18 protein-coding genes are annotated in these 18,874 nt (G+C 70.0%); 14 read left to right on the top strand and 4 right to left on the bottom strand.

Features of this window, described 5'->3' with window-relative positions; genetic code table 11:
* Positions 1 to 25: 25 nt before the first annotated feature.
* From AU196_RS20360 to AU196_RS20350, 3 genes are all read left to right on the top strand, one after another.
* Positions 26 to 1,510 (top strand): cobyric acid synthase, encoded by a 1,485-nt coding sequence (locus AU196_RS20360; RefSeq protein ID WP_059096863.1) that lies wholly within the window; start codon positions 26 to 28, stop codon positions 1,508 to 1,510.
* Between the two features lie 4 nt (positions 1,511 to 1,514).
* On the top strand, positions 1,515 to 2,180 hold the full coding sequence (locus AU196_RS20355; protein WP_059096862.1) for a hypothetical protein: 666 nt from the start codon (positions 1,515 to 1,517) through the stop codon (positions 2,178 to 2,180).
* A 71-nt stretch (positions 2,181 to 2,251) separates the two neighbouring features.
* Positions 2,252 to 2,803, top strand: coding sequence for an alpha/beta fold hydrolase (locus tag AU196_RS20350; RefSeq protein ID WP_059096861.1), 552 nt, complete (start codon positions 2,252 to 2,254; stop codon positions 2,801 to 2,803).
* Here the strand turns inward: AU196_RS20350 and ngg are convergent, their stop codons facing one another.
* Both ngg and AU196_RS20340 read right to left on the bottom strand, forming a co-directional pair.
* Positions 2,804 to 4,588: an N-acetylglutaminylglutamine synthetase gene (gene ngg, locus AU196_RS20345; protein WP_059096860.1), complete on the bottom strand. Its 1,785-nt coding sequence runs from the start codon at positions 4,586 to 4,588 to the stop codon at positions 2,804 to 2,806. It lies immediately after the preceding gene.
* Positions 4,585 to 6,390: an N-acetylglutaminylglutamine amidotransferase gene (locus AU196_RS20340; RefSeq protein ID WP_059096859.1), complete on the bottom strand. Its 1,806-nt coding sequence runs from the start codon at positions 6,388 to 6,390 to the stop codon at positions 4,585 to 4,587. Before AU196_RS20340 ends, ngg begins: the two co-directional genes overlap by 4 nt.
* Before the next feature lie 319 nt (positions 6,391 to 6,709).
* On the opposite strand from AU196_RS20340, the gene AU196_RS20335 reads away from it, so the two are divergent.
* The 10 genes from AU196_RS20335 to AU196_RS20290 are packed head-to-tail and all read left to right on the top strand — an operon-like array spanning position 6,710 to position 14,640.
* A complete protein-coding gene (locus tag AU196_RS20335) occupies positions 6,710 to 8,077 on the top strand; it encodes a glutamine synthetase family protein (protein ID WP_059096858.1) in 1,368 nt (455 codons plus the stop codon).
* Complete coding sequence (locus AU196_RS20330; RefSeq protein ID WP_231737656.1) at positions 8,064 to 8,822, top strand: gamma-glutamyl-gamma-aminobutyrate hydrolase family protein; 759 nt, start codon at positions 8,064 to 8,066, stop codon at positions 8,820 to 8,822. The genes AU196_RS20335 and AU196_RS20330 overlap by 14 nt, the downstream gene beginning before the upstream one ends.
* Positions 8,819 to 10,186 (top strand): aldehyde dehydrogenase family protein, encoded by a 1,368-nt coding sequence (locus AU196_RS20325; RefSeq protein WP_059096856.1) that lies wholly within the window; start codon positions 8,819 to 8,821, stop codon positions 10,184 to 10,186. Before AU196_RS20330 ends, AU196_RS20325 begins: the two co-directional genes overlap by 4 nt.
* Complete coding sequence (locus AU196_RS20320) at positions 10,187 to 10,960, top strand: 3-oxoacyl-ACP reductase (RefSeq protein WP_059096855.1); 774 nt, start codon at positions 10,187 to 10,189, stop codon at positions 10,958 to 10,960.
* A 6-nt stretch (positions 10,961 to 10,966) separates the two neighbouring features.
* Complete coding sequence (locus AU196_RS20315) at positions 10,967 to 11,689, top strand: FadR/GntR family transcriptional regulator (protein ID WP_059096854.1); 723 nt, start codon at positions 10,967 to 10,969, stop codon at positions 11,687 to 11,689.
* Positions 11,690 to 11,699: 10 nt separating this feature from the next.
* Positions 11,700 to 12,029, top strand: a complete 330-nt coding sequence (locus tag AU196_RS20310; RefSeq protein ID WP_172800621.1) for an ArsR/SmtB family transcription factor — start codon at positions 11,700 to 11,702, stop codon at positions 12,027 to 12,029.
* Positions 12,030 to 12,087: 58 nt separating this feature from the next.
* Positions 12,088 to 12,786: an energy-coupling factor ABC transporter permease gene (locus AU196_RS20305; RefSeq protein ID WP_059096852.1), complete on the top strand. Its 699-nt coding sequence runs from the start codon at positions 12,088 to 12,090 to the stop codon at positions 12,784 to 12,786.
* Positions 12,783 to 13,118: a PDGLE domain-containing protein gene (locus AU196_RS20300; protein ID WP_059096851.1), complete on the top strand. Its 336-nt coding sequence runs from the start codon at positions 12,783 to 12,785 to the stop codon at positions 13,116 to 13,118. Before AU196_RS20305 ends, AU196_RS20300 begins: the two co-directional genes overlap by 4 nt.
* 2 nt (positions 13,119 to 13,120) lie before the next feature.
* Positions 13,121 to 13,903 carry a cobalt ECF transporter T component CbiQ gene (gene cbiQ, locus AU196_RS20295; RefSeq protein WP_059096850.1) on the top strand — a complete coding sequence of 261 codons (783 nt, stop codon included), beginning with the start codon at positions 13,121 to 13,123 and terminating at the stop codon, positions 13,901 to 13,903.
* Entirely contained in the window at positions 13,900 to 14,640 is a 741-nt protein-coding gene (locus AU196_RS20290; RefSeq protein WP_059096849.1) for an energy-coupling factor ABC transporter ATP-binding protein, read from the top strand. Before cbiQ ends, AU196_RS20290 begins: the two co-directional genes overlap by 4 nt.
* A 3-nt stretch (positions 14,641 to 14,643) precedes the next feature.
* Here the strand turns inward: AU196_RS20290 and mtr are convergent, their stop codons facing one another.
* A complete protein-coding gene (mtr, locus tag AU196_RS20285; protein ID WP_059096848.1) occupies positions 14,644 to 16,056 on the bottom strand; it encodes a mycothione reductase in 1,413 nt (470 codons plus the stop codon).
* Positions 16,057 to 16,119: 63 nt separating this feature from the next.
* Entirely contained in the window at positions 16,120 to 17,151 is a 1,032-nt protein-coding gene (locus AU196_RS20280; RefSeq protein WP_059096847.1) for an alpha/beta hydrolase, read from the bottom strand.
* Between the two features lie 155 nt (positions 17,152 to 17,306).
* On the opposite strand from AU196_RS20280, the gene mqo reads away from it, so the two are divergent.
* The gene (gene mqo / locus AU196_RS20275; RefSeq protein ID WP_059096846.1) at positions 17,307 to 18,866 is read left to right on the top strand and encodes a malate dehydrogenase (quinone); all 1,560 of its coding nucleotides are present in this window, start codon (positions 17,307 to 17,309) and stop codon (positions 18,864 to 18,866) included.
* Positions 18,867 to 18,874: the final 8 nt, after the last annotated feature.

Below are 18,874 nucleotides of genomic sequence, written 5' to 3'. Positions count from 1 at the left end.
TCGCAGTGAGCGCACGCTCGACGCGATGAACGGGGCGCTGCTCGTCGCCGGCACCACGTCGGACGCCGGGAAATCCATGGTGGTGGCCGGGCTGTGCCGGCTGCTGGCCCGCAAGGGCGTGCGGGTCGCGCCGTTCAAGGCCCAGAACATGTCCAACAATTCCGCGGTCACCGTCGAAGGCGGCGAGATCGGCCGTGCGCAGGCCGTGCAGGCGCGCGCCGCGGGCCTGGACCCGAGTGTGCGGTTCAACCCGGTCCTGCTCAAACCGGGCAGCGACCGCACCTCGCAACTGGTCGTGCGCGGGAGGGTGGCCGGCACCGTCGGCGCGAAGGACTACATCACCCACCGCGACCGGCTCGCCGACGTGGTCGCAGACGAACTCGCCGCTCTGCGAACGGAATTCGACGTCGTGCTCTGCGAGGGCGCGGGATCGCCCGCCGAGATCAACCTGCGCGGAACCGACCTGGCCAACATGGGGCTCGCGCGGCGCGCCCACCTGCCGGTCGTCGTGGTGGGCGACATCGACCGCGGCGGGGTGCTGGCCCACCTCTTCGGCACCGTCGCGGTGCTCCATCCCGACGACCAGGCACTGATCGCGGGCTTCGTGGTCAACAAGTTCCGCGGCGACCCGACGCTGCTCACTCCCGGTCTCGACCAACTGCGCGCGCTGACGGGCCGCCCGACCTACGGGGTGATCCCGTACAGCGACGAACTGTGGATGGACACCGAGGATTCGGTGTCGGTCGTCGCGGGCCGCACCATCGGGCGCCCGACGCCGCCGCACGGCACCGAGGTGCTCCACGTGGCGGCGGTGCGGCTGCCACGGATCTCGAACTCGACCGACATCGAGGCGCTGGCCTGCGAACCCGGGGTGGTGGTGCGATGGGTGAGCGATCCGGCCGACGTGGCCGGTGCGGATGTCGTGGTGCTGCCGGGTACCAAGGCCACCGTCGCGGACCTGGAGTGGTTGCGCGCCGGCGGGGTGGCGGAGTCGATCGCCGCCCACGCCCGGGCGGGCCGGCCGGTGCTGGGGATCTGCGGCGGATTCCAGATGCTGTGCCGTCACATCGACGATCCCGTCGAATCGCGGGCCGGGCGGGTGAGCGGCCTCGGCCTGCTCGACGCCGACATCGCCTTCGCCGCCGAGAAGACGTTGCGGCACTGGACGACACCGCTGCGGGGCTACGAGATCCACCACGGACAGGTCACCCGCTCCGGCGCCGACGACTGGGCCGGAGTCGGCGTCCGGCGCGGCGCGGTGTACGGCACCCACTGGCACGGCCTGTTCGACAATGACGAGTTCCGGCGGGCCTGGCTCACCCACGCCGCCGCGGCGGCCGGTCGGTCCGGGTTCGTCGTGGCCGGCGACGTCGACGTGTCCGCGCGTCGCGACGCCCAATTCGACGTGATGGCCGATCTGTTGGAGAACCACCTCGACGTCGACGCCGTCCTCGCCCTCGCCGATGCCGGACCGCCGCCACGCCCGACCATCTCGACGGGGCTAGCCTGAGCTGATGACCGGGTGGCGTGCGGCGGCGGGTGCGCTGCTGCTGCTCGGCGCGCTCACCGGCTGCACCACCACGGTGGCGGGCAGCCCGACCTGGCCCGGCGCCCGCCTGGAGAAGGTGCTCCTGACGGAGGCCGACTTCCCGCCGGGCGTGCAGTACGACCGGATCGTCGACCAACCCGGTCAGGCGGGCGCGGCCGACGGTCCGCCGCCGATGCTCTCGCGCCCCGAGGGATGCTCCGACGGGCTGACCCGGGTGATCGAGCGCACTGCGCAGCGCGGCCCGGGCAGTGCGGCGAAGTACGTGGCCGCCTATGACGGTGCGCGCGTCGTGATGACGGTGCTCACCTGGCGGCTCGACCTCGACCGCCTCGCCGAGACCGCACAGCGGTGCGCGGAGTTCGAGACCTTCTTCGACCTGACCGACGCGGGCATCCCGATGACCACCACCCGGATCGACGGCGCGCGGCCCGACGCGTTGGTATATCGGCAGACGATGACACTTGCCGGTGTCGACAGCAGCGTGTACTTCGGCTTCGACAACATCGGCACGATGGCGGTGTTCGGAATCGCTTTTCCCACACCGAATCCAGAGATCCCGGTCGACGGCACGCTCCCCGAGACGTTCCTCGACATCGCCACCCGTCAGGCCGAGCGCGTCGCCGCCGCCTGAGACCGGCGCAACACGGAGAATCACACCCGCCGGGTCGGCGGAGCCGGTAGCGTGGCCGAGTGCTCTCCTCCATGGTCACCGTCGACGGCTTCCCCGTGCCGGTGGACGTGGCAGGCCCGGAGAAGGGTTCGGCGGTGGTGCTGCTCGGTGCGGCCCAGCACTCGCCGGCGGCCTACGACGGGATCTGCCAGCGCCTGCACACCGCGTCGTTGCGCACCGTGGTGATCGGCGCCGATCCCCGGCTCACCGCCAAGGCCGTCGTCGGCATCCTCGACGCCATCGACGTCCGGTGGGCGCTGCTGGTGGGCGACCGGCACGGCGGCGAACTCGCATGGGAGCTGGCCGCCACCCGCCTGGACCGCTTCATCGGGCTGGTGGTGATCGACCGTGGCCATCCGCGCGTCCCTGATCCGGCCGGCGTGGTGCGCGACGAACACTGCCCGCCGGTGGAGATGAACACCACGGCACTGGTGAGCACACCGGCCTCGCGGTCGGTGGCCAAGGCCAGCCAGCGTTTCGTCTACGGCGACTACCGGATGGTCGACCTGCTGGGCCGGCGCAACGCGGCGGACTCGACGGCGCAGCTGGCCGCCGAGATTGTGCTGCGCACCAGCACCTGGTGACTAGGAGGGCGTTTCCTCCGGGGTCCACGCCTGCGGCAGACCTGGTTGCATGGGGAACAGAAAATCCACGAAAGCCGCTGCGGTGGGCTGTGGTTCGTGGTTCGCCAGCCCTGGGCGTTCGTTGGCTTCGACGAACACGTAGTCGACACCGGTGACGTCGGGCACCAACAGGTCGATCCCGGTGACGGGGATGCCGATGGCCTGCGCGGCGGCCACCGCCACCCGGCACAGCTCCGGGTTCACGTCCGCGGTGACGTCGTGGATGGTGCCGCCCTGGTGGAGGTTGGCCGTCCGGCGGACCCGGAGCCGTTCCCCTTCGGGCAGCACGTCGTCCAACGACCAGCCCGCCTCCCGCACCGTGCCCTCGGTGACTTTGTCCATGGGGATCCGCGATTCACCGCCGGTCGCGGCCGCCCGCCGCCGACTCTGGGTCTCGATGAGCTCTCGGATCGTGTGCTTGCCGGTGCCGACGATCTCCGCGGGCATCCGCAACGCCGCCGCGACCACCTTGCCGTCGATGACCACCAGGCGCAGATCGTCGCCCGGCGCGCGTTGTTCGATCAGTACTTCCGGGTGCTGTTCACGGGCGCGGGCCAGTGCCGCGTCGAGTTCCTCCCGGCTCTCGACGCCGACCGTGATCCCCTTGCCCTGCTCTCCGCGCGTGGGTTTGACCACGACGTCGCCGACCTCGGTGAGGAAGTCGTGGTCCTGCTGGTCGAATGTCGCGAGCCGCCCCTTCGGCACCGTGATCCCGGCCTCCGAGACGATGCGCCGGGTCTGGCGTTTGTCGTCGCAACGCGCCATCGCGACCGCGGAGGTGAACTCCGACAACGATTCCCGGGTGATGACGCTGCGCCCGCCGTGACTCAGCCGCATCTCTCCGGCGCCGGCGTCGAGGACCTCCACCCAGATCCCGCGGCGGATCGCCTCGTCGGCGATGATGCGCGCATACGGGTTGAGATCGTCGACGGTCTCGGGGGAGTGCGTGAACAGCGGTTCGTTGATCGCGTTCTTGCGCTTGACCGCCAGCACCGGGACGCGGTGGAAGCCCAGCTTCTCGTACAGCGCGATCGCCGCGGAGTTGTCGTGGGCCACCGACAGGTCCATGTACGCGCGCCCGCGCTCGCGGAACAACCCGGCCAGCGCGCGGGTGAGCGCGGCGCCCACCCCCGGCAGGCTGGACGTCGGGTCGACCGCGAGCGTCCACAGGCTCGATCCGTCTTCGGGGTCGTTGAACAACTGTTTGTGGTCCACGCCGGTCACCGTGCCGACGACGCTACCGTCGTCGTCGCGCACCGCGACCAGGTAGACGACCGCCTCGACGTCGCTGTTGTTCTCCCAGATGATGTCGGTCGGGGCGGGGACCATCCCGCACTGCACGTACACGCGGTTCATCGCGTCGGCGTCGGAGGGCTTCCGCAACGGCCGCACCGTGAAACCCGTCGGGGTGGGGGCCGGTGTCTCCTCGCCCTCGGTGAAGCGCAACCGGTAGGTGTGGCTCGGGTCGATGAACAGTTCCGAGGGCGAGCGCGCCACCAGCACGTGCGATTCGCGGGCGTAGATGCAGATGTCGCGCCGGCCCGGACCCTCGTGCTGCAGCACCTTGGCCAGCTTCTCCGGGTCGGCGAAGGTCTGCCCGAAGATCAGCCGGCCCCACCCGAGTTCGAGCACGACGTCGTCGGTCATCGCGTCCACCAGATGCTGCGGGGACGCGTCGTGCAGCCCGAGGGTGATCGCCTCGGTGTGCTCGGCGTCGGGGTCGAGGTGGGACCCGAGGTCGGTCATGCGGCCGGCCCCGTGATCCCGTGCCGCTGCAACCACAACTCCAGCAGCGCGATCTGCCACAACTCGTTGCCGCGCAGCGGGGTGAGCCGGCCGTTCGGGTCGGCCAGCAGCCGGTCGACCGCCTCGGGCCGGAACAGGTCGCGTTCCTTGGCGGCGGGCGCGGACAGGGCGTCGCGGACCAGATCGAGGTAGGGACCCTCGAGGTGGGTGAGCGCCGGGACCGGGAAGTACCCCTTGGGCCGGTCGATGACGTCGGCGGGGATCACCCGGCGCGCCGCCTCCTTGAGCACCCCCTTACCGCCCTGGGCGGTCTTGTACTCCGGGGGACAGGTGGCGGCCAGCTCGACCAGCTCGTGGTCGAGGAACGGCACGCGGCCCTCCAGACCCCAGGCCATCGTCATGTTGTCGACGCGTTTCACCGGGTCGTCGACCAGCATCACCATGCTGTCGAGGCGCAGCGCCCGGTCCACGCCGGTCGTGGCGCCCTCGCGCGCGAAGTGCTCGGTGACGAACCGGCCGCTGGGATCGCCGTCGGCGAAGTACGGCGGGGTGACGAGCTTGTCGAGGGCGTCCGGGTCGCGGTCGAAGAACGCCGCCCGGTAACTGGCCACCGAACCGTCCACCGAGGCGGCGCCCGGTTCGGCCATCGGCGGATACCAGTGGTAACCGGCGAACACCTCGTCGGCGCCCTGGCCCGACTGCACCACCTTGACGTACTTGGCCACCTCCTGGCTGAGCAGGTAGAAGGCCACACAGTCGTGGCTGACCATCGGTTCGCTCATCGCCCCGATCGCACCGTCGAGCGCGGGCAGCATGCGCGCGGTGTCGATGCGGATCTGGTGGTGGTCGGTGCCGAAGCGCTGCGCGACGATGTCGGAGTACTTGAACTCGTCACCGGCCACGCCGTTGACCGACTCGAAGCCGATCGAGAACGTCTGCAGGCCGGTCTGACCCGCCTCTGCGAGCAGGCCGACGATCAAGCTGGAGTCAACGCCGCCGGAGAGCAGGCAGCCCACCGGCACGTCGGCGACCAGCCGGCGTTCGACGGCACGCCGCAGCGCGGCCAGCACCGCGTCCTCCCAGTCCTTCTCGGACCAGTCGGCGCGGTCGTCGTGGCGGGTGAACGACGGGGTCCAGTAGGTCGTGGTGGTACGGGTGCCGTCGGGTTCGATGGCGACCAGCGACGCCGGCGGCACCTTCTTGACGCCGCGCAGGATCGTCAGCGGTGGCGGCACCACGGAGTGGAACGACAGGTAGTGATGCAGCGCGACCGGGTCGATACGGGTGTCCACCCCGCCGCCGGCGACCAGGGCGGGCAGTGACGAGGCGAAGCGGATCCGGTGCGCGTCCTCGGAGATGTAGAGCGGTTTGATGCCCAGCCGGTCGCGGCCCAGCAACACCCGCCCGCTGTCCCGTTCGACGATCGCGAACGCGAACATCCCGAAGAGACGGTCGACGAACCGGTCGCCCCAGTGGTGGTACGCCTTGAGCAGGACCTCGGTGTCACTGGTCGAGAAGAACCGGTATCCGTGGCCCCGGAGTTCGTCGCGGAGCTGCTGGTAGTTGTAGATGCAGCCGTTCCAGGCGATGGCCAGGCCGAGGTCGGAGTCGACCATCGGTTGGGCGCCCGCCTCGGACAGGTCGATGATCTTGAGGCGGCGGTGCCCCAGCGCGACCCGGCCCTGCGACCAGGCGCCGGCACCGTCCGGGCCGCGAGGTGTCAGCGTCTCGGCCATCGCCGAGACGGCGGCTAGGTCTGGGTTTCTGCCGTCGAGGCGTACCTCGCCGGTGGCTCCACACATCGCTTAGACCCTACCGCGACCGGACTTGCAGTGTTCGACGGAAGCGAAACCGCGTCCGTGCCGTGACCATCGTCTTCACGGCTGCGTACATACCCCCATCGCGTCCCGGTATGCGGTGATAGAGGCCCAACTCACACCCGGTCGCGCGACGGGACGGGGGCGGGCAGCGCGCGCCGCGGAACGGCGCATAGGATTCCAAAGGTCTGATGTCCTACCTTTACGAGTGGCGATCGTGTAGACCTCATGGGGAACATCCGGCACATCGCTGGCCGAAGGTCGGCTCCGCGTCGCGAGCGGAGCCCATGGGAAAGGTGCGCACATGGGGACCCAGACCGGCATGTTGGCGCAGGCCGACCTCGAACGCATGGTGTCCGAGCGGGAGCTCGACACCGTCATCGTCGCCTTCACCGATATGCAGGGCCGGCTCACCGGCAAACGGATCTCGGCGCGGTTGTTCGTCGACGACGTCGCCGCGCACGGCGCGGAGTGCTGCAACTACCTGCTGGCCGTCGACGTCGACAACAACACCGTCGGCGGGTACGCGATCTCCAGTTGGGAGACCGGCTACGGCGACATGGTGATGACGCCGGACTTCGACACGCTGCGCCTGATCCCGTGGCTGCCGGGCACCGCGCTGGTGATGGCCGACCTGTCCTGGACGGACGGGCGCCCGGTGACGCAGGCGCCGCGCAGCATCCTCAACCGCCAGATCGACCGGCTCGCACAGCGGGACCTGGTGCCCTACGCCAGTACCGAACTCGAGTTCATGGTGTTCGACGATTCCTTCCGCGCGGCGTGGGCGGCGGGATACCGGGGCCTCAAGGCGGCCACGGACTACAACATCGACTACGCGATGCTGGCCTCCACCCGGATGGAGCCGCTGCTGCGCGACATCCGGCTCGGCATGGAGGGCGCCGGGATGTACTGCGAAGGCGTCAAGGGCGAGTGCAACCTCGGTCAGCAGGAGATCGGTTTCCGCTACGACCATGCGCGCGTGACGTGCGACAACCACACGATCTACAAGAACGGCGCCAAGGAGATCGCCGACCAGCACGGCAAGAGCCTGACGTTCATGGCGAAATTTGATGAGCGCGAGGGCAACAGCTGCCACATTCACATCTCCCTGCGGGGCAGCGACGGGAGCACCGTCTTCGCCGACGACGACGCCGAGGACGGTATGTCGCCACTGTTCCGCAGCTTCCTCGCCGGCCAGCTCGCGACGATGCGCGAATTCTCACTGTGCTATGCGCCGAACATCAACTCCTACAAGCGGTTCGCCGAAGGGAGCTTCGCGCCCACGGCGATCGCCTGGGGCTTCGACAACCGCACCTGCGCGCTGCGCGTCGTCGGGCACGGCGCGGGCATGCGGATGGAGAACCGCGCACCCGGCGGTGACGTCAACCAGTATCTGGCGGTGTCGGCCCTCATCGCCGGCGGCCTCTACGGCATCGAGAACGAGCTCGAACTGTCGGATCCGGTGGCGGGCAACGCCTATACCAGCGGCGCCGAACGCCTGCCCACGACGCTGGCAGAGGCCGCCGACCTGTTCGACCGCTCCGAGATCGCCCGCGCGGCGTTCGGGGACGACGTCGTCGACCACTACCTGAACTACGCGCGCGTGGAGATGAACGCCTTCAACGCCGCGGTGACCGACTGGGAGAGGGTGCGCGGTTTTGAGCGGCTCTGATTTCCGCAGCCCGGTGCTGGGGATGACCACCTATCTACAGCAGGCGCAGACCGGTGTCTGGGACGTGCACGCGAGTTTCCTGCCCGCGATCTACTTCCAGGGCGTGAACCTCGCCGGGGGCGTCGCGGTGCTGCTGCCCCCGCAGCCGGCCGACTCAGGCGCGGCGGCCCGCGTTCTCGACGGACTCGACGGGCTGATCCTCACCGGCGGCAAGGACGTCGACCCCGCCCGCTACGGCCACCAGCCCCATCCCACCACCGACGAACCCGACCGGGTCCGCGACGCGTGGGAGTTCGCGCTGCTCGACGAGGCGCTGCGGCGTGGTCTGCCGGTGCTGGGGATCTGCCGTGGCGCGCAAGTGCTCAACGTCGCGCTGGGCGGGACGCTGTTCCAGCACCTGCCCGACGTGATCGGTCACACGCACCACCAGAAGGGCAACGCGGTGTTCGGCACTTCGGCGGTGTGGACCGAACCCGGCACCCGGCTGGCGGATCTCATCGGGAAGACCTCGGATGCGCAGTGCTATCACCACCAGGCGATCGACCGGGTCGGCGACGGCCTGATCGTCAGCGCCCGGGACGACGACGGGGTGATCGAAGCGGTCGAACTCGACCGCAACCGCCATCCCGACCGGTGGGTGGTGGCGGTGCAGTGGCATCCCGAGGAGCGGCTCGACGATCTGCGGCTGTTCGCCGCCGTGGTGGAGGCGGCAAGCCACTATGCGATGGAAAGGGTGAGAACGTGACCTCCAGTGAGGTGATCAACCCGGCGACCGAGGAGGTGCTGCGGACCGTCGACCTGCTCGACGTCGACGGCGTCGACGATGCGGTGGCGCGGGCGAAGTCGGCGCAGCGGGGGTGGGCGCGGCTCGCGCCGGCCGAACGCGCGGCCGCGCTGCGCGCGTTCGCCTCGGTGGTCGACGCGCACATCGACGAGCTGGCCGCGCTCGAGGTGGCGAACTCCGGCCATCCCGTCGGCAGCGCCGAATGGGAGGCCGGGCACGTCCGCGACGTCCTGCAGTTCTACTCGGCGAGCCCGGAACGCTTGTCGGGCAAGCAGATCCCGGTCGCCGGTGGTCTCGACGTCACGTTCAACGAGCCGCTCGGCGTGGTCGGCGTGATCACCCCGTGGAACTTCCCGATGACCATCGCGGCGTGGGGTTTCGCGCCGGCGCTCGCCGCGGGCAACGCCGTGGTGCTCAAACCCGCCGAGTGGACGCCGCTGACATCGATCCGGCTGGGGCAACTCGCGGTCGAGGCGGGGCTGCCCGCCGACCTGTTCCAGGTTCTGCCCGGCCGCGGTTCGGTGGTCGGCGAGCGGTTCGTCACCCATCCCGACGTCCGCAAGATCGTGTTCACCGGCTCCACCGAGGTGGGCACCCGGGTGATGGCCGGGGCGGCCGCCCAGGTCAAGCGCGTCACGCTCGAGTTGGGCGGGAAGAGCGCCAACATCGTCTTCGACGACTGCGATCTGGAGAAGGCTGCCGCCACCGCGCCGTACGGAGTCTTCGACAACGCCGGTCAGGATTGCTGCGCGCGCAGCCGGATCCTGGTGCAGCGCAACGTCTACGACCGGTTCATGGAACTGCTCGAACCCGCGGTCAAGGGTGTGCGGGTCGGCGATCCGGCGTCGCGGGACACCGAGATGGGCCCCCTGGTGAGCAAGAAGCACTGGGAATCGGTGGCGTCCTACGTCTCCGACGACGCGCCGGTCGCCTTCCGCGGGGCGGCGCCCGAAGGCCGCGGATACTGGTTCGCGCCGACGGTGCTCACCCCGCAGCGCACCGACCGCACCGTCACCGAGGAGATCTTCGGGCCGGTGGTGACCGTCCTGCCGTTCGACGACGAGGCCGACGCGATCGCACTCGCCAACGACACCCCCTACGGGTTGTCGGGCTCCATCTGGACCGAGAACCTGTCGCGGGCGGTGCGGGTGTCGCGCGCACTGGAAGCGGGGAACCTGTCGGTCAATTCGCATTCCTCGGTCCGGTACAACACCCCCTTCGGCGGCTTCAAGCAATCGGGGCTGGGCCGCGAACTCGGCCCCGACGCCCCGCTGTCGTTCACCGAGACCAAGAACGTCTTCTACGCCGTATCGGAGGAAAGCTAGATGGACCTGACCCAGCGACTGGCCGGCAAGGTCGCCGTCATCACCGGTGGCGCCAGCGGCATCGGGCTCGCCACCGCCAAACGCATGCGGGCCGAGGGTGCCACCATCGTCATCGGCGACATCGACCCCGCAACGGGCAAGACCGTCGCCGACGATCTCAACGGGACCTTCGTCCAGGTGGACGTGTCCGACCAGGTGGCCGTCGACGCCCTCTTCGACACCGCCGCCGAGACCCACGGTTCGGTGGACATCGCCTTCAACAACGCGGGCATCAGCCCGCCCGAGGACGACCTGATCGAGAACACCGGCATCGACGCGTGGCAGCGGGTGCAGGACATCAACCTCAAGTCGGTGTTCTTCTGCTGCAAGGCCGCACTGCGCCACATGGTGCCCGCGCAGAAGGGGTCGATCGTCAACACCGCGTCGTTCGTCGCGGTGATGGGCTCGGCGACGTCGCAGGTCTCCTACACCGCCTCCAAGGGCGGGGTGCTGGCGATGTCGCGCGAACTCGGCGTGCAGTACGCCCGGCAGGGCATCCGGGTCAACGCGCTGTGCCCCGGGCCGGTGAACACCCCGCTGCTGCAGGAGTTGTTCGCCAAGGACCCCGAACGCGCGGCACGGCGGCTGGTGCACGTTCCGGTCGGACGGTTCGCCGAACCCGAGGAACTGGCCGCCGCGGTGGCGTTCCTCGCCAGCGACGACGCCTCCTTCATCACCGCGTCGAGCTTCCTGGTCGACGGCGGCATCAGCGGCCACTACGTGACGCCCCTGTAGGTCCCGATGAGTCCCGACCCGGAACCGCAGACCGCCAGCGAGACCCTGCTGCGGCCGGTCCGGCTCGGGAACGCGTTCGAGGACACCGTCGGCCGGTTGCTGGAGACCATCCGGCTCGGTGTGCTCGCGCCCGGCGAGTCGCTGCCGCCCGAACGCGAACTCGCCGCGCGCCTCGGGGTCAGCCGGGACACCGTCCGGGAGGCCATCAAATCGCTGGCCGAGGCCGGCTACCTGGTGTCGCGCCGCGGCCGCTACGGCGGCACGTTCCTGGCCGAGGAACTGCCGCGGCACACCCGCGCCGAACGCGGGCTGACGCGCGAGGAGATCGACGACGCCCTGCGTCTGCGGGAGATCCTCGAGGTCGGCGCCGCCGGCATGGCGGCCGGGCGCACGCTGAGCTCGGGGCAGCGCGAGGATCTGTGGACCCGGCTGGCCGACGTCCGCGCCGCGGCGCCCGAGGACTACCGCAGGCTCGATTCCCGGCTGCACCTCGCGATCGCCGAGGCCGCGGGGTCGCCGTCGCTGGTCCCGCTGGTGGCCGAGAACCGGATGCGGCTCAACGCGATGCTCGACCAGATCCCGCTGCTGACCCGCAACATCGCCCACTCCGACGAGCAACACCACGAGATCGTCATCGCGATCCTCGCCGGCGACGTCGATGCGGCGGATCGGACGATGCGGGCGCACGTCGCGGGATCCGCGGCGCTGCTGCACGGCTTCCTGGATTAGATTGTCGGTAGTGGAGCAACCCGGTGATCACAGACAGGTCGAGCGGGCGACCTCGGCACTGGCCGACGTCGACACCGGTGGCTGGACGCAGCGTTTCGATCTGCTGTCCGATCCGCACCGACTGGAGATCCTGCTGAGCCTGCACCGGGCGCCGGGCATCTGCGTCGGCGACCTCGCGGCCGCGCTCGGCCGCTCGGAGAACGCGGTGTCCCAGGCGCTGCGGGTGCTGCGGCAGCAGGGCTGGGTGAGTTCGACGCGCGTGGGCCGCGCGGTCAGCTACCGCCTCGACGACGAGATCGTGCACGACCTGCTGCACTGGATCGGCGCCCGGCACGGCTGAGTATGCCTGCACATCTGTTCACCTGGACAGATGTGCGCGGCGGTCCTACGCTCGGAGGGTGACCGTCGACCACGTCGCCATGCACATGAGCGACGGTATCGTCAACGCCCCGACGTCGCTGCTGTTCGGTGCGACAGCCGTTGCGGCGCTGGGGTTCTGCGTCGTACGCGCGAGGAACGAACTCGACGAGCGCGCGGTGCCGCTGGCCGGCCTGGTCGCGGCGTTCGTGTTCGCGGTGCAGATGGTCAACTTCCCGATCCTGCCCGGTGTCAGCGGGCATCTCCTCGGCGGAGCGCTCGCGGCGATCCTCGTCGGCCCCTTCACCGGCGCCCTGTGCATCGCGCTGGTGCTCACCGTGCAGGCGCTGCTGTTCGCCGACGGCGGTGTCACCGCGCTGGGCGCCAACATCACCAACATGGCGGTGATCGGCGTGGCCGCCGGATACGGCACCGCGGTGCTGCTGTACGCGCTGCTGCGGCGCAGGAGCCAGGTGCCGGTGGCGGCGGTCGGCGTCGTCGCGTTCGTCGCCGCGTTGGTCGGAACGCTGTGCGCGGCAATGGGTTTCGTGGTCGAGTACGCGATCGGCGGGGCGGCACCCGCATCGATGGGCGCGGTGCTGGCCTACATGGGCGGCACCCACGCGCTGATCGGGGTGGGGGAGGGCGTCATCACCGCACTGACCGTGGTGGCCGTCGCACGCGTACGCCCCGACCTGGTGTACCTCATGCGCGGAACGCGGGCCGAGGTGGCGGTGTGAGCAGGCTCTTCTGGATCGTCTTCGCCGCGGTCGCCGTCGTCGTGGCCGGGGGCCTGTCCTATGTCGCCAGCGCCAGCCCGGACGGACTGGACGCCACAACCCTGCGCGGTTGTGAGGTCGTCGAGACCGCGGACGGGGAGTCGCTGAGCGGGACCTGCATCGCCCAGCACGCCGACGAGCACGCGCTGGCCGGCTCACCGCTGGCCGACTACGCGCTGGGCGGCGTCCCCGGAACCAACGGCCCGGCCGGTGTGATCGGTGTGATCGTGACCGCCGCCGCCGGTACGGCGTTGTTCTGGTTCATCGCCCGCACACGCCGCAGCAGGAGATAGTCGTGGGTGCCGGCGCGCATCTGCTCTACCTTCCGGGCGACTCGGCGGTGCATCGGATGCCGGCCGAGACGAAGATCGTCTGCCTGGTGGCGTTCGTCCTCGCGGTCGTGGCCACCCCGCGGGAACTGGTGTGGCCCTACGTGATCTTCGCGGTGATCGTCGCGGCGGTGTGGCGGGCCGCGCGTATCCCACCGCGCTGGGCGCTGCCCCGCATGCTGATCGAGGCGCCGTTCATCGTGCTCGCGGTGCTGCTGCCGTTCGCCGACGGCGGCCAGCGGACCGACGTTGCGGGAATGTCGCTCTCGGTCACCGGCCTCTACGCCGCCTGGGGCATCGTCGCCAAGGGCACGCTCGGCGTCGCCGCCGCGCTGACCGTCGCCGCGACCACCCCGGCGGCCGCACTGCCCGCCGCCCTGAGCCGGCTTCGGGTACCTGCCGTCATGACCTCGGTGCTCGTGCTGATGATCCGCTACGTCGACCTGCTGGCGGCCGAGGCAGGCCGCATGCGGATCGCCCGCCTCTCGCGCGGCGACTCGCCGCGGGCGCTGCACCAGGCGGGCGCCGTCGCCAGCGGCGTCGGCGCGCTGTTCCTGCGGTCCTACGAGCGCGGCGAGCGCGTGCATCTGGCCATGCTCTCGAGGGGATTCGACGGCCGCGCACTGGATCTGGCCGCAGTCGGCGCCGCGCCGCGGGCGCGCCCGGGCCAGTGGGCCGTGGCCCTTTCGCCCGCGGCGGTCGCCGCCGTGGTGGCCGCCGCCGCGTGGGTGGTCCTGGTGTCCGCATGACCACACCCGCCGTGCGCATCGAGCGCCTGCGTCACGTCTATCCCGACGGTCACGTCGCACTCGCCGGCGTGGACCTGAGCATCGGCGAAGGCGAGCGGATCGCGGTGCTCGGGCCCAACGGGGCGGGCAAGACGACGCTCATGCTGCATCTCAACGGGGTCCTCGAGGCCACCGCGGGCAGCGTGGACATCGGCGGAATCCCGGTCGGGCGCAAGACACTGCCCGAGATCCGCAGGCGGGTCGGCCTGGTGTTCCAGGACCCCGACGACCAGCTGTTCATGCCGACAGTCGCCCAGGACGTGGCGTTCGGACCCGCGAATTTCGGTGTGCGCGGCGACGAACTGGCCGCGCGGGTACACCGCGCGCTGGCCACCGTGTCACTCACCGGCGAGGCCGACCGCAGTCCCACCCACCTGTCGGCCGGTCAGCGCAGGCGCGCGGCGCTGGCCACGGTGCTGGCGTGTGAACCGGAGGTTCTGGTGCTCGACGAGCCGTCGGCCAACCTCGACCCCGTCGCGCGCCGCGAACTCGCCGAGACCCTGCAGACCATCAGCGCCACGACGGTGATCGTCACCCACGACCTGCCCTACGCCGCGCAACTGTGTGAGCGCGCCGTCATCGTCGACGCCGGTGCGGTGGTGGCGGACGGCCCGATCGCGGACCTGCTCACCGACCCCGAACTGCTCGCGGCGCACCGGCTCGAGCTGCCGTGGGGTTTCGTCGTGCCGCGGCCGTGACGTTCAGTGCTGCCGGGCCGGTGGCCACGGCGGCTCACCGCACAGGGCGAGCAGTGCGTTCTCCACCACCTCCGGCAGCGCGGGATGGATCCAGTACTGCCCGCGCGCCATGTCCTGAGCGGGCAGCCCGAACGCCATCGCCTGCACGAGCGGCTGGATGATCGACGACGCCTGGTGGCCCATGATGTGCGCACCGAGCAGCAGCCCGGTGTCGTCGTCGACGATGAGTTTGGCGAAGGCCTCGGTGTCCTCCATCGCCCATCCGTACGCCACGTCGCTGTAGTCCTGGACCTTGGTCCTGATCCGGAAACCCTTTGCGCGCGCCTCGTTCTCGGTGAGGCCGACCGAGGCGATCTGCGGTTCGGTGAAGACCGCCGACGGCACGTTGCGGTGGTTGGCCGGCATCAGCGCATCGGTGTCGTCCCAGTCGACGAGCAGGTTGTTCCGCACCACTCGCGCCTCGTGATTGGCCACATGCTTGAGCTGGTAGCGCGAGCAGACGTCGCCGAGCGCGAAGACGTTGCGCGCGGTGGTCCGCTGGTACTCGTCGACGCTCACCAGACCGTCCTCGACCGCCACGCCCGCCACGTGCGCGTCGAGTCGGTCGCCGTTGGGCACCCGGCCGGTCGCGACCAGCAGCACGTCGCCGCGCAGCGCGGACCCGTCGTCGAGGTTGAGCGTGACTCTGGATTCGTCGGTGGAGCCGCCGATGATGTTGCGGCGGCTGCGGATCTCCCACTTCTTGCCCGCGATGTCGGTGAAGCGCTCGCAGATCGTGTCGTCGGCGTGGGCGAGCATGGCCGTGCCGCGGATGACGATCGTGACCCGGGATCCCAGCGAGGAGAAGATGTGCGCGAACTCGGCGGCGACGTAACCGCCGCCGGCGATGATGATGTGCTCGGGCAACTCCGCCAGCCGCATGATGGTGTCGCTGGTGTGGTACTCCACGCCGCAGTCGGCGATCGCCGGTGGCACCGTCGCACGCGACCCCGCGGCGATCACCACCTGGTCTGCGGTGAACTCGTCACCGTCGTCGGTGCGCAGTCGATACCGGCCGTCGGGCAGCGTGTCGGCGAACCGCGTGTGGCTGGTGAACACCTCGACGTTGGGTGTGGACCGCCGGTAGTGCTCACCGCCGGTGGCCAGGGGGTCGATCCGCCCGAAGACGCGCGAGACGATGTCGCTCCAGCGGACCCCGTCGACATGTGAGTCGATGCCGAAACGCGCTGCGTCCCTCACGTTTTGGGCGATACCGGCCGAATAGACGAACATCTTCGTCGGAATGCATCCCACGTTGAGGCAGGTGCCGCCGAAGAGACCCGCCTCGCACACGGCCACCCGCTTGTCGACGTAGCGCTCGTCGAGAATGGTGTTGCCCGAGCCCGTTCCGATGATCGCGATATCGAAGTGCGCCATCTCAAATCCCCCGTCGCTTCGCTCGCCCCATCTCAAATCCCCCGCCGCTTCGCTCGCCCCATCTCAATCCCCCCGTTCGGGTCGTCGCGTGCCGGCCGCCTGCTCGGCCAGATACCACTCGAGCCAGCGATCGAGTTCACCGTAGGCCGTCCGCCGAGGCTCGGCGAGTGAGAGGAACACGTCGTGTTTGGCGTCGGCGATCGGCACGATCGTGCTCCGATTGCCGACACAGCCCGCCCAGCGGGCGATGTGCGCGACGTCGAGCACCGCGTCGCCGCGCTGGATCGTGTCCGGATCGGGCGCCTCGCGCACGCTGTGGTCCGACCGCAGGATCAGGTTGGGCACACCGACGTCCAGACCCCGGTGCAGGCGCGCATGGCCACGGCGCACGGCGCGGATCCAGCCCGCCGTCACCGGGAACCCGCCGACCGGTTTCCACTCGAGGTTGTAGTCGAACTCACCCGCGAAGTCCCGGTGCAAGGTGGCGCCGTAGCCGCCACCCCGGTTCGGCGCCCGCACGACACGGCGCTTCCCGAGACGCGACACCGCCCCGAGCGCGGCCGACGTGGCCGCCGAACGCAGCACCGCAGGCCCCTGCAGGTCGAACCACGGGCTGTTGAGCACCAGGCCGGTCACACCGAGTCGCGCGGTCGACCCTCGCCGCCTCAGCCGGTCCAGCCACAGCGACACGATCAGCCCGCCCGCGGAGTGGCCGATCACCAGCACGGCGGCGCCGTCGGTCTCCTGCCCGATGATCCGCAGCCCCTCTTCGAGCTCACGGTCGTAGCGCGCCAGGTCCGTCGTGAAGTGCGGTGTCTGCCCGTCCCGCCGTGACCGACCGCATTTGTGCAGGTCCAGCGCGTAGAAGGCAAACCCGCGGTCACCCAGGTGATCGGCGAGTTCGGTGTGGAAGAAGTAGTCGGTGAATCCGTGCACCAGCAACACGGCATGACGTGCCTGCGGGTTCGGCCGGCCCCGTCGCACGACCGTCGCGGCGAGGTCACCCTCCCCGTCGGGATCACGGCCCAGCTCGAGGGTGTGCCGCTGGTAGTCGGGCAGCACGTCCGCTTCCCAGCTCAGCCCCCGGGCGCTCACGGATGTCACCTTAGGCCGCCCGGCGACGGTGCAGGCCACAGCGGTGAGCGATGGCACAGTGGCCGCACGGTTGCCGCACCCGTCAGCGGGATAACCTTGACCAGGTAAGCCGTCCCACAGCCGCGACGAAAAGGACCGTTGAGTTGTCTGATTCCGTGTCCGATGCACAGGTAGCCAAGACCGACGTCGTGCTGGTCGGTGCCGGCATCATGAGCGCCACGCTGAGCGTGCTGCTCAGACTGCTCGAGCCCAACTGGACCATCACGCTCATCGAGCGGCTTGACGGCGCGGCCGCCGAGAGCAGCGATGCGTGGAACAACGCGGGCACCGGCCACTCCGCGCTGTGCGAGCTGAACTACACGCCGGAAGGACCCGGCGGGTCCATCGACATCACCAAAGCGGTGCACGTCAACGAACAATTCCAGGTCTCGCGGCAGTTCTGGAGCTACGCCGTGGAGAACGGTGTGCTGCCCGACGTGCGCAACTTCATCAACCCCATCCCGCACGTCAGCTTCGTCAGCGGTGCGCGCAACGTGCAGTACCTGCGCGCCCGGTACGACGCGCTGGTCACCAACCCGTTGTTCGCGACGATGGAGTACATCGAGGACAACGACGAGTTCGCCCGCCGGTTGCCGTTCATGGCCGACAAACGCGACTTCCGCGAACCGGTCGCGCTGAACTGGACCCAGGACGGCACCGACATCGACTTCGGCTCGCTGTCGCGTCAGCTGATCGGCTACTCGGCCCAGCGGGGCATGACCACGCTGTTCGGCCACGAGGTCCGCGACCTGGACAAGCAGTCCGACGGAAGCTGGTCGGTCAAGGTGGTCAACCGCCGCACCGGCGCCAAGCGCAAGCTCAACGCGAAGTTCGTCTTCGTCGGCGCGGGTGGCGGCGCACTGCCGCTGCTGCAGAAGGCCGGCATCGAGGAGGCCAAGGGCTTCGGCGGCTTCCCCGTGGGCGGGCAGTGGTTGCGCAGCGGCAATCCCGAGCTGACGGCGCGGCACCAGGCCAAGGTCTACGGGATGCCGCCCCTGGGTGCGCCGCCGATGTCGGTGCCGCACCTCGACACCCGTGTGATCAACCAGAAGTCCTACCTGTTGTTCGGACCGTTCGCGGGCTGGTCGCCGAAGTTCCTCAAGCAGGGCAAGGTCACCGACCTGCCGTTCTCGGTGAAGCCGAACAACCTGGCATCGATGCTGGGCGTCGGCCTCACCGAGATGGGCCTCCTCAAGTACCTCATCGGCCAGCTGCTGCTCAGCGAGGCCGACCGGGTGGAGACGCTGCGCAACTTCGCCCCCAGCGCCCGGGACTCCGACTGGGAGCTCGACATCGCCGGCCAGCGGGTGCAGGTGATCCGTCGCAAGGGCAGGGGCGGGGTGCTGGAGTTCGGCACCACGGTCCTGGCCGCCAAGGACGGCAGCATCGCGGGTCTGCTCGGGGCGTCACCCGGGGCGTCCACCGCGGTGCCCGCGATGCTCGACGTGATGGAGCGCTGCTTCGGCGAGCGCTACGGCACCTGGCTGCCGAAACTCAAGGAGATCGTGCCGTCGCTGGGCGTCAAGCTCTCCGACGAGCCGAAGCTGTTCGACGAGGTGTGGGCGCACGGGACCAGGGTCCTGAAACTGGACCGCCCGGCCTCGGGTCTGCCGATCGCCGGCCCGGACACCGAGCACGAGTCCGATGCGTCGCGCGCGACCGCGGTGACCGCCTGACGTGGTGC

Source organism: Mycobacterium sp. IS-1742, from assembly GCF_001500125.1.
Classification (GTDB): Bacteria; Actinomycetota; Actinomycetes; order Mycobacteriales; family Mycobacteriaceae; genus Mycobacterium.
The sequence above is the reverse complement of the archived record's forward strand: the minus strand, read 5'-3'. Positions and strand labels throughout refer to the sequence as shown.

What these genes read in the sequence shown, in the direction of transcription:
- AU196_RS20360 (WP_059096863.1), top strand. Translation starts at nt 26, where the DNA reads ATGAACGGGGCGCTGCTCGTCGCCGGCACCACGTCGGACGCCGGGAAA.
- AU196_RS20355 (WP_059096862.1), top strand. Translation starts at nt 1,515, where the DNA reads ATGACCGGGTGGCGTGCGGCGGCGGGTGCGCTGCTGCTGCTCGGCGCG.
- AU196_RS20350 (WP_059096861.1), top strand. Translation starts at nt 2,252, where the DNA reads ATGGTCACCGTCGACGGCTTCCCCGTGCCGGTGGACGTGGCAGGCCCG.
- ngg (WP_059096860.1), bottom strand. Translation starts at nt 4,588, where the DNA reads ATGACCGACCTCGGGTCCCACCTCGACCCCGACGCCGAGCACACCGAG.
- AU196_RS20340 (WP_059096859.1), bottom strand. Translation starts at nt 6,390, where the DNA reads ATGTGTGGAGCCACCGGCGAGGTACGCCTCGACGGCAGAAACCCAGAC.
- AU196_RS20335 (WP_059096858.1), top strand. Translation starts at nt 6,710, where the DNA reads ATGGGGACCCAGACCGGCATGTTGGCGCAGGCCGACCTCGAACGCATG.
- AU196_RS20320 (WP_059096855.1), top strand. Translation starts at nt 10,187, where the DNA reads ATGGACCTGACCCAGCGACTGGCCGGCAAGGTCGCCGTCATCACCGGT.
- AU196_RS20315 (WP_059096854.1), top strand. Translation starts at nt 10,967, where the DNA reads ATGAGTCCCGACCCGGAACCGCAGACCGCCAGCGAGACCCTGCTGCGG.
- AU196_RS20290 (WP_059096849.1), top strand. Translation starts at nt 13,900, where the DNA reads ATGACCACACCCGCCGTGCGCATCGAGCGCCTGCGTCACGTCTATCCC.
- mtr (WP_059096848.1), bottom strand. Translation starts at nt 16,056, where the DNA reads ATGGCGCACTTCGATATCGCGATCATCGGAACGGGCTCGGGCAACACC.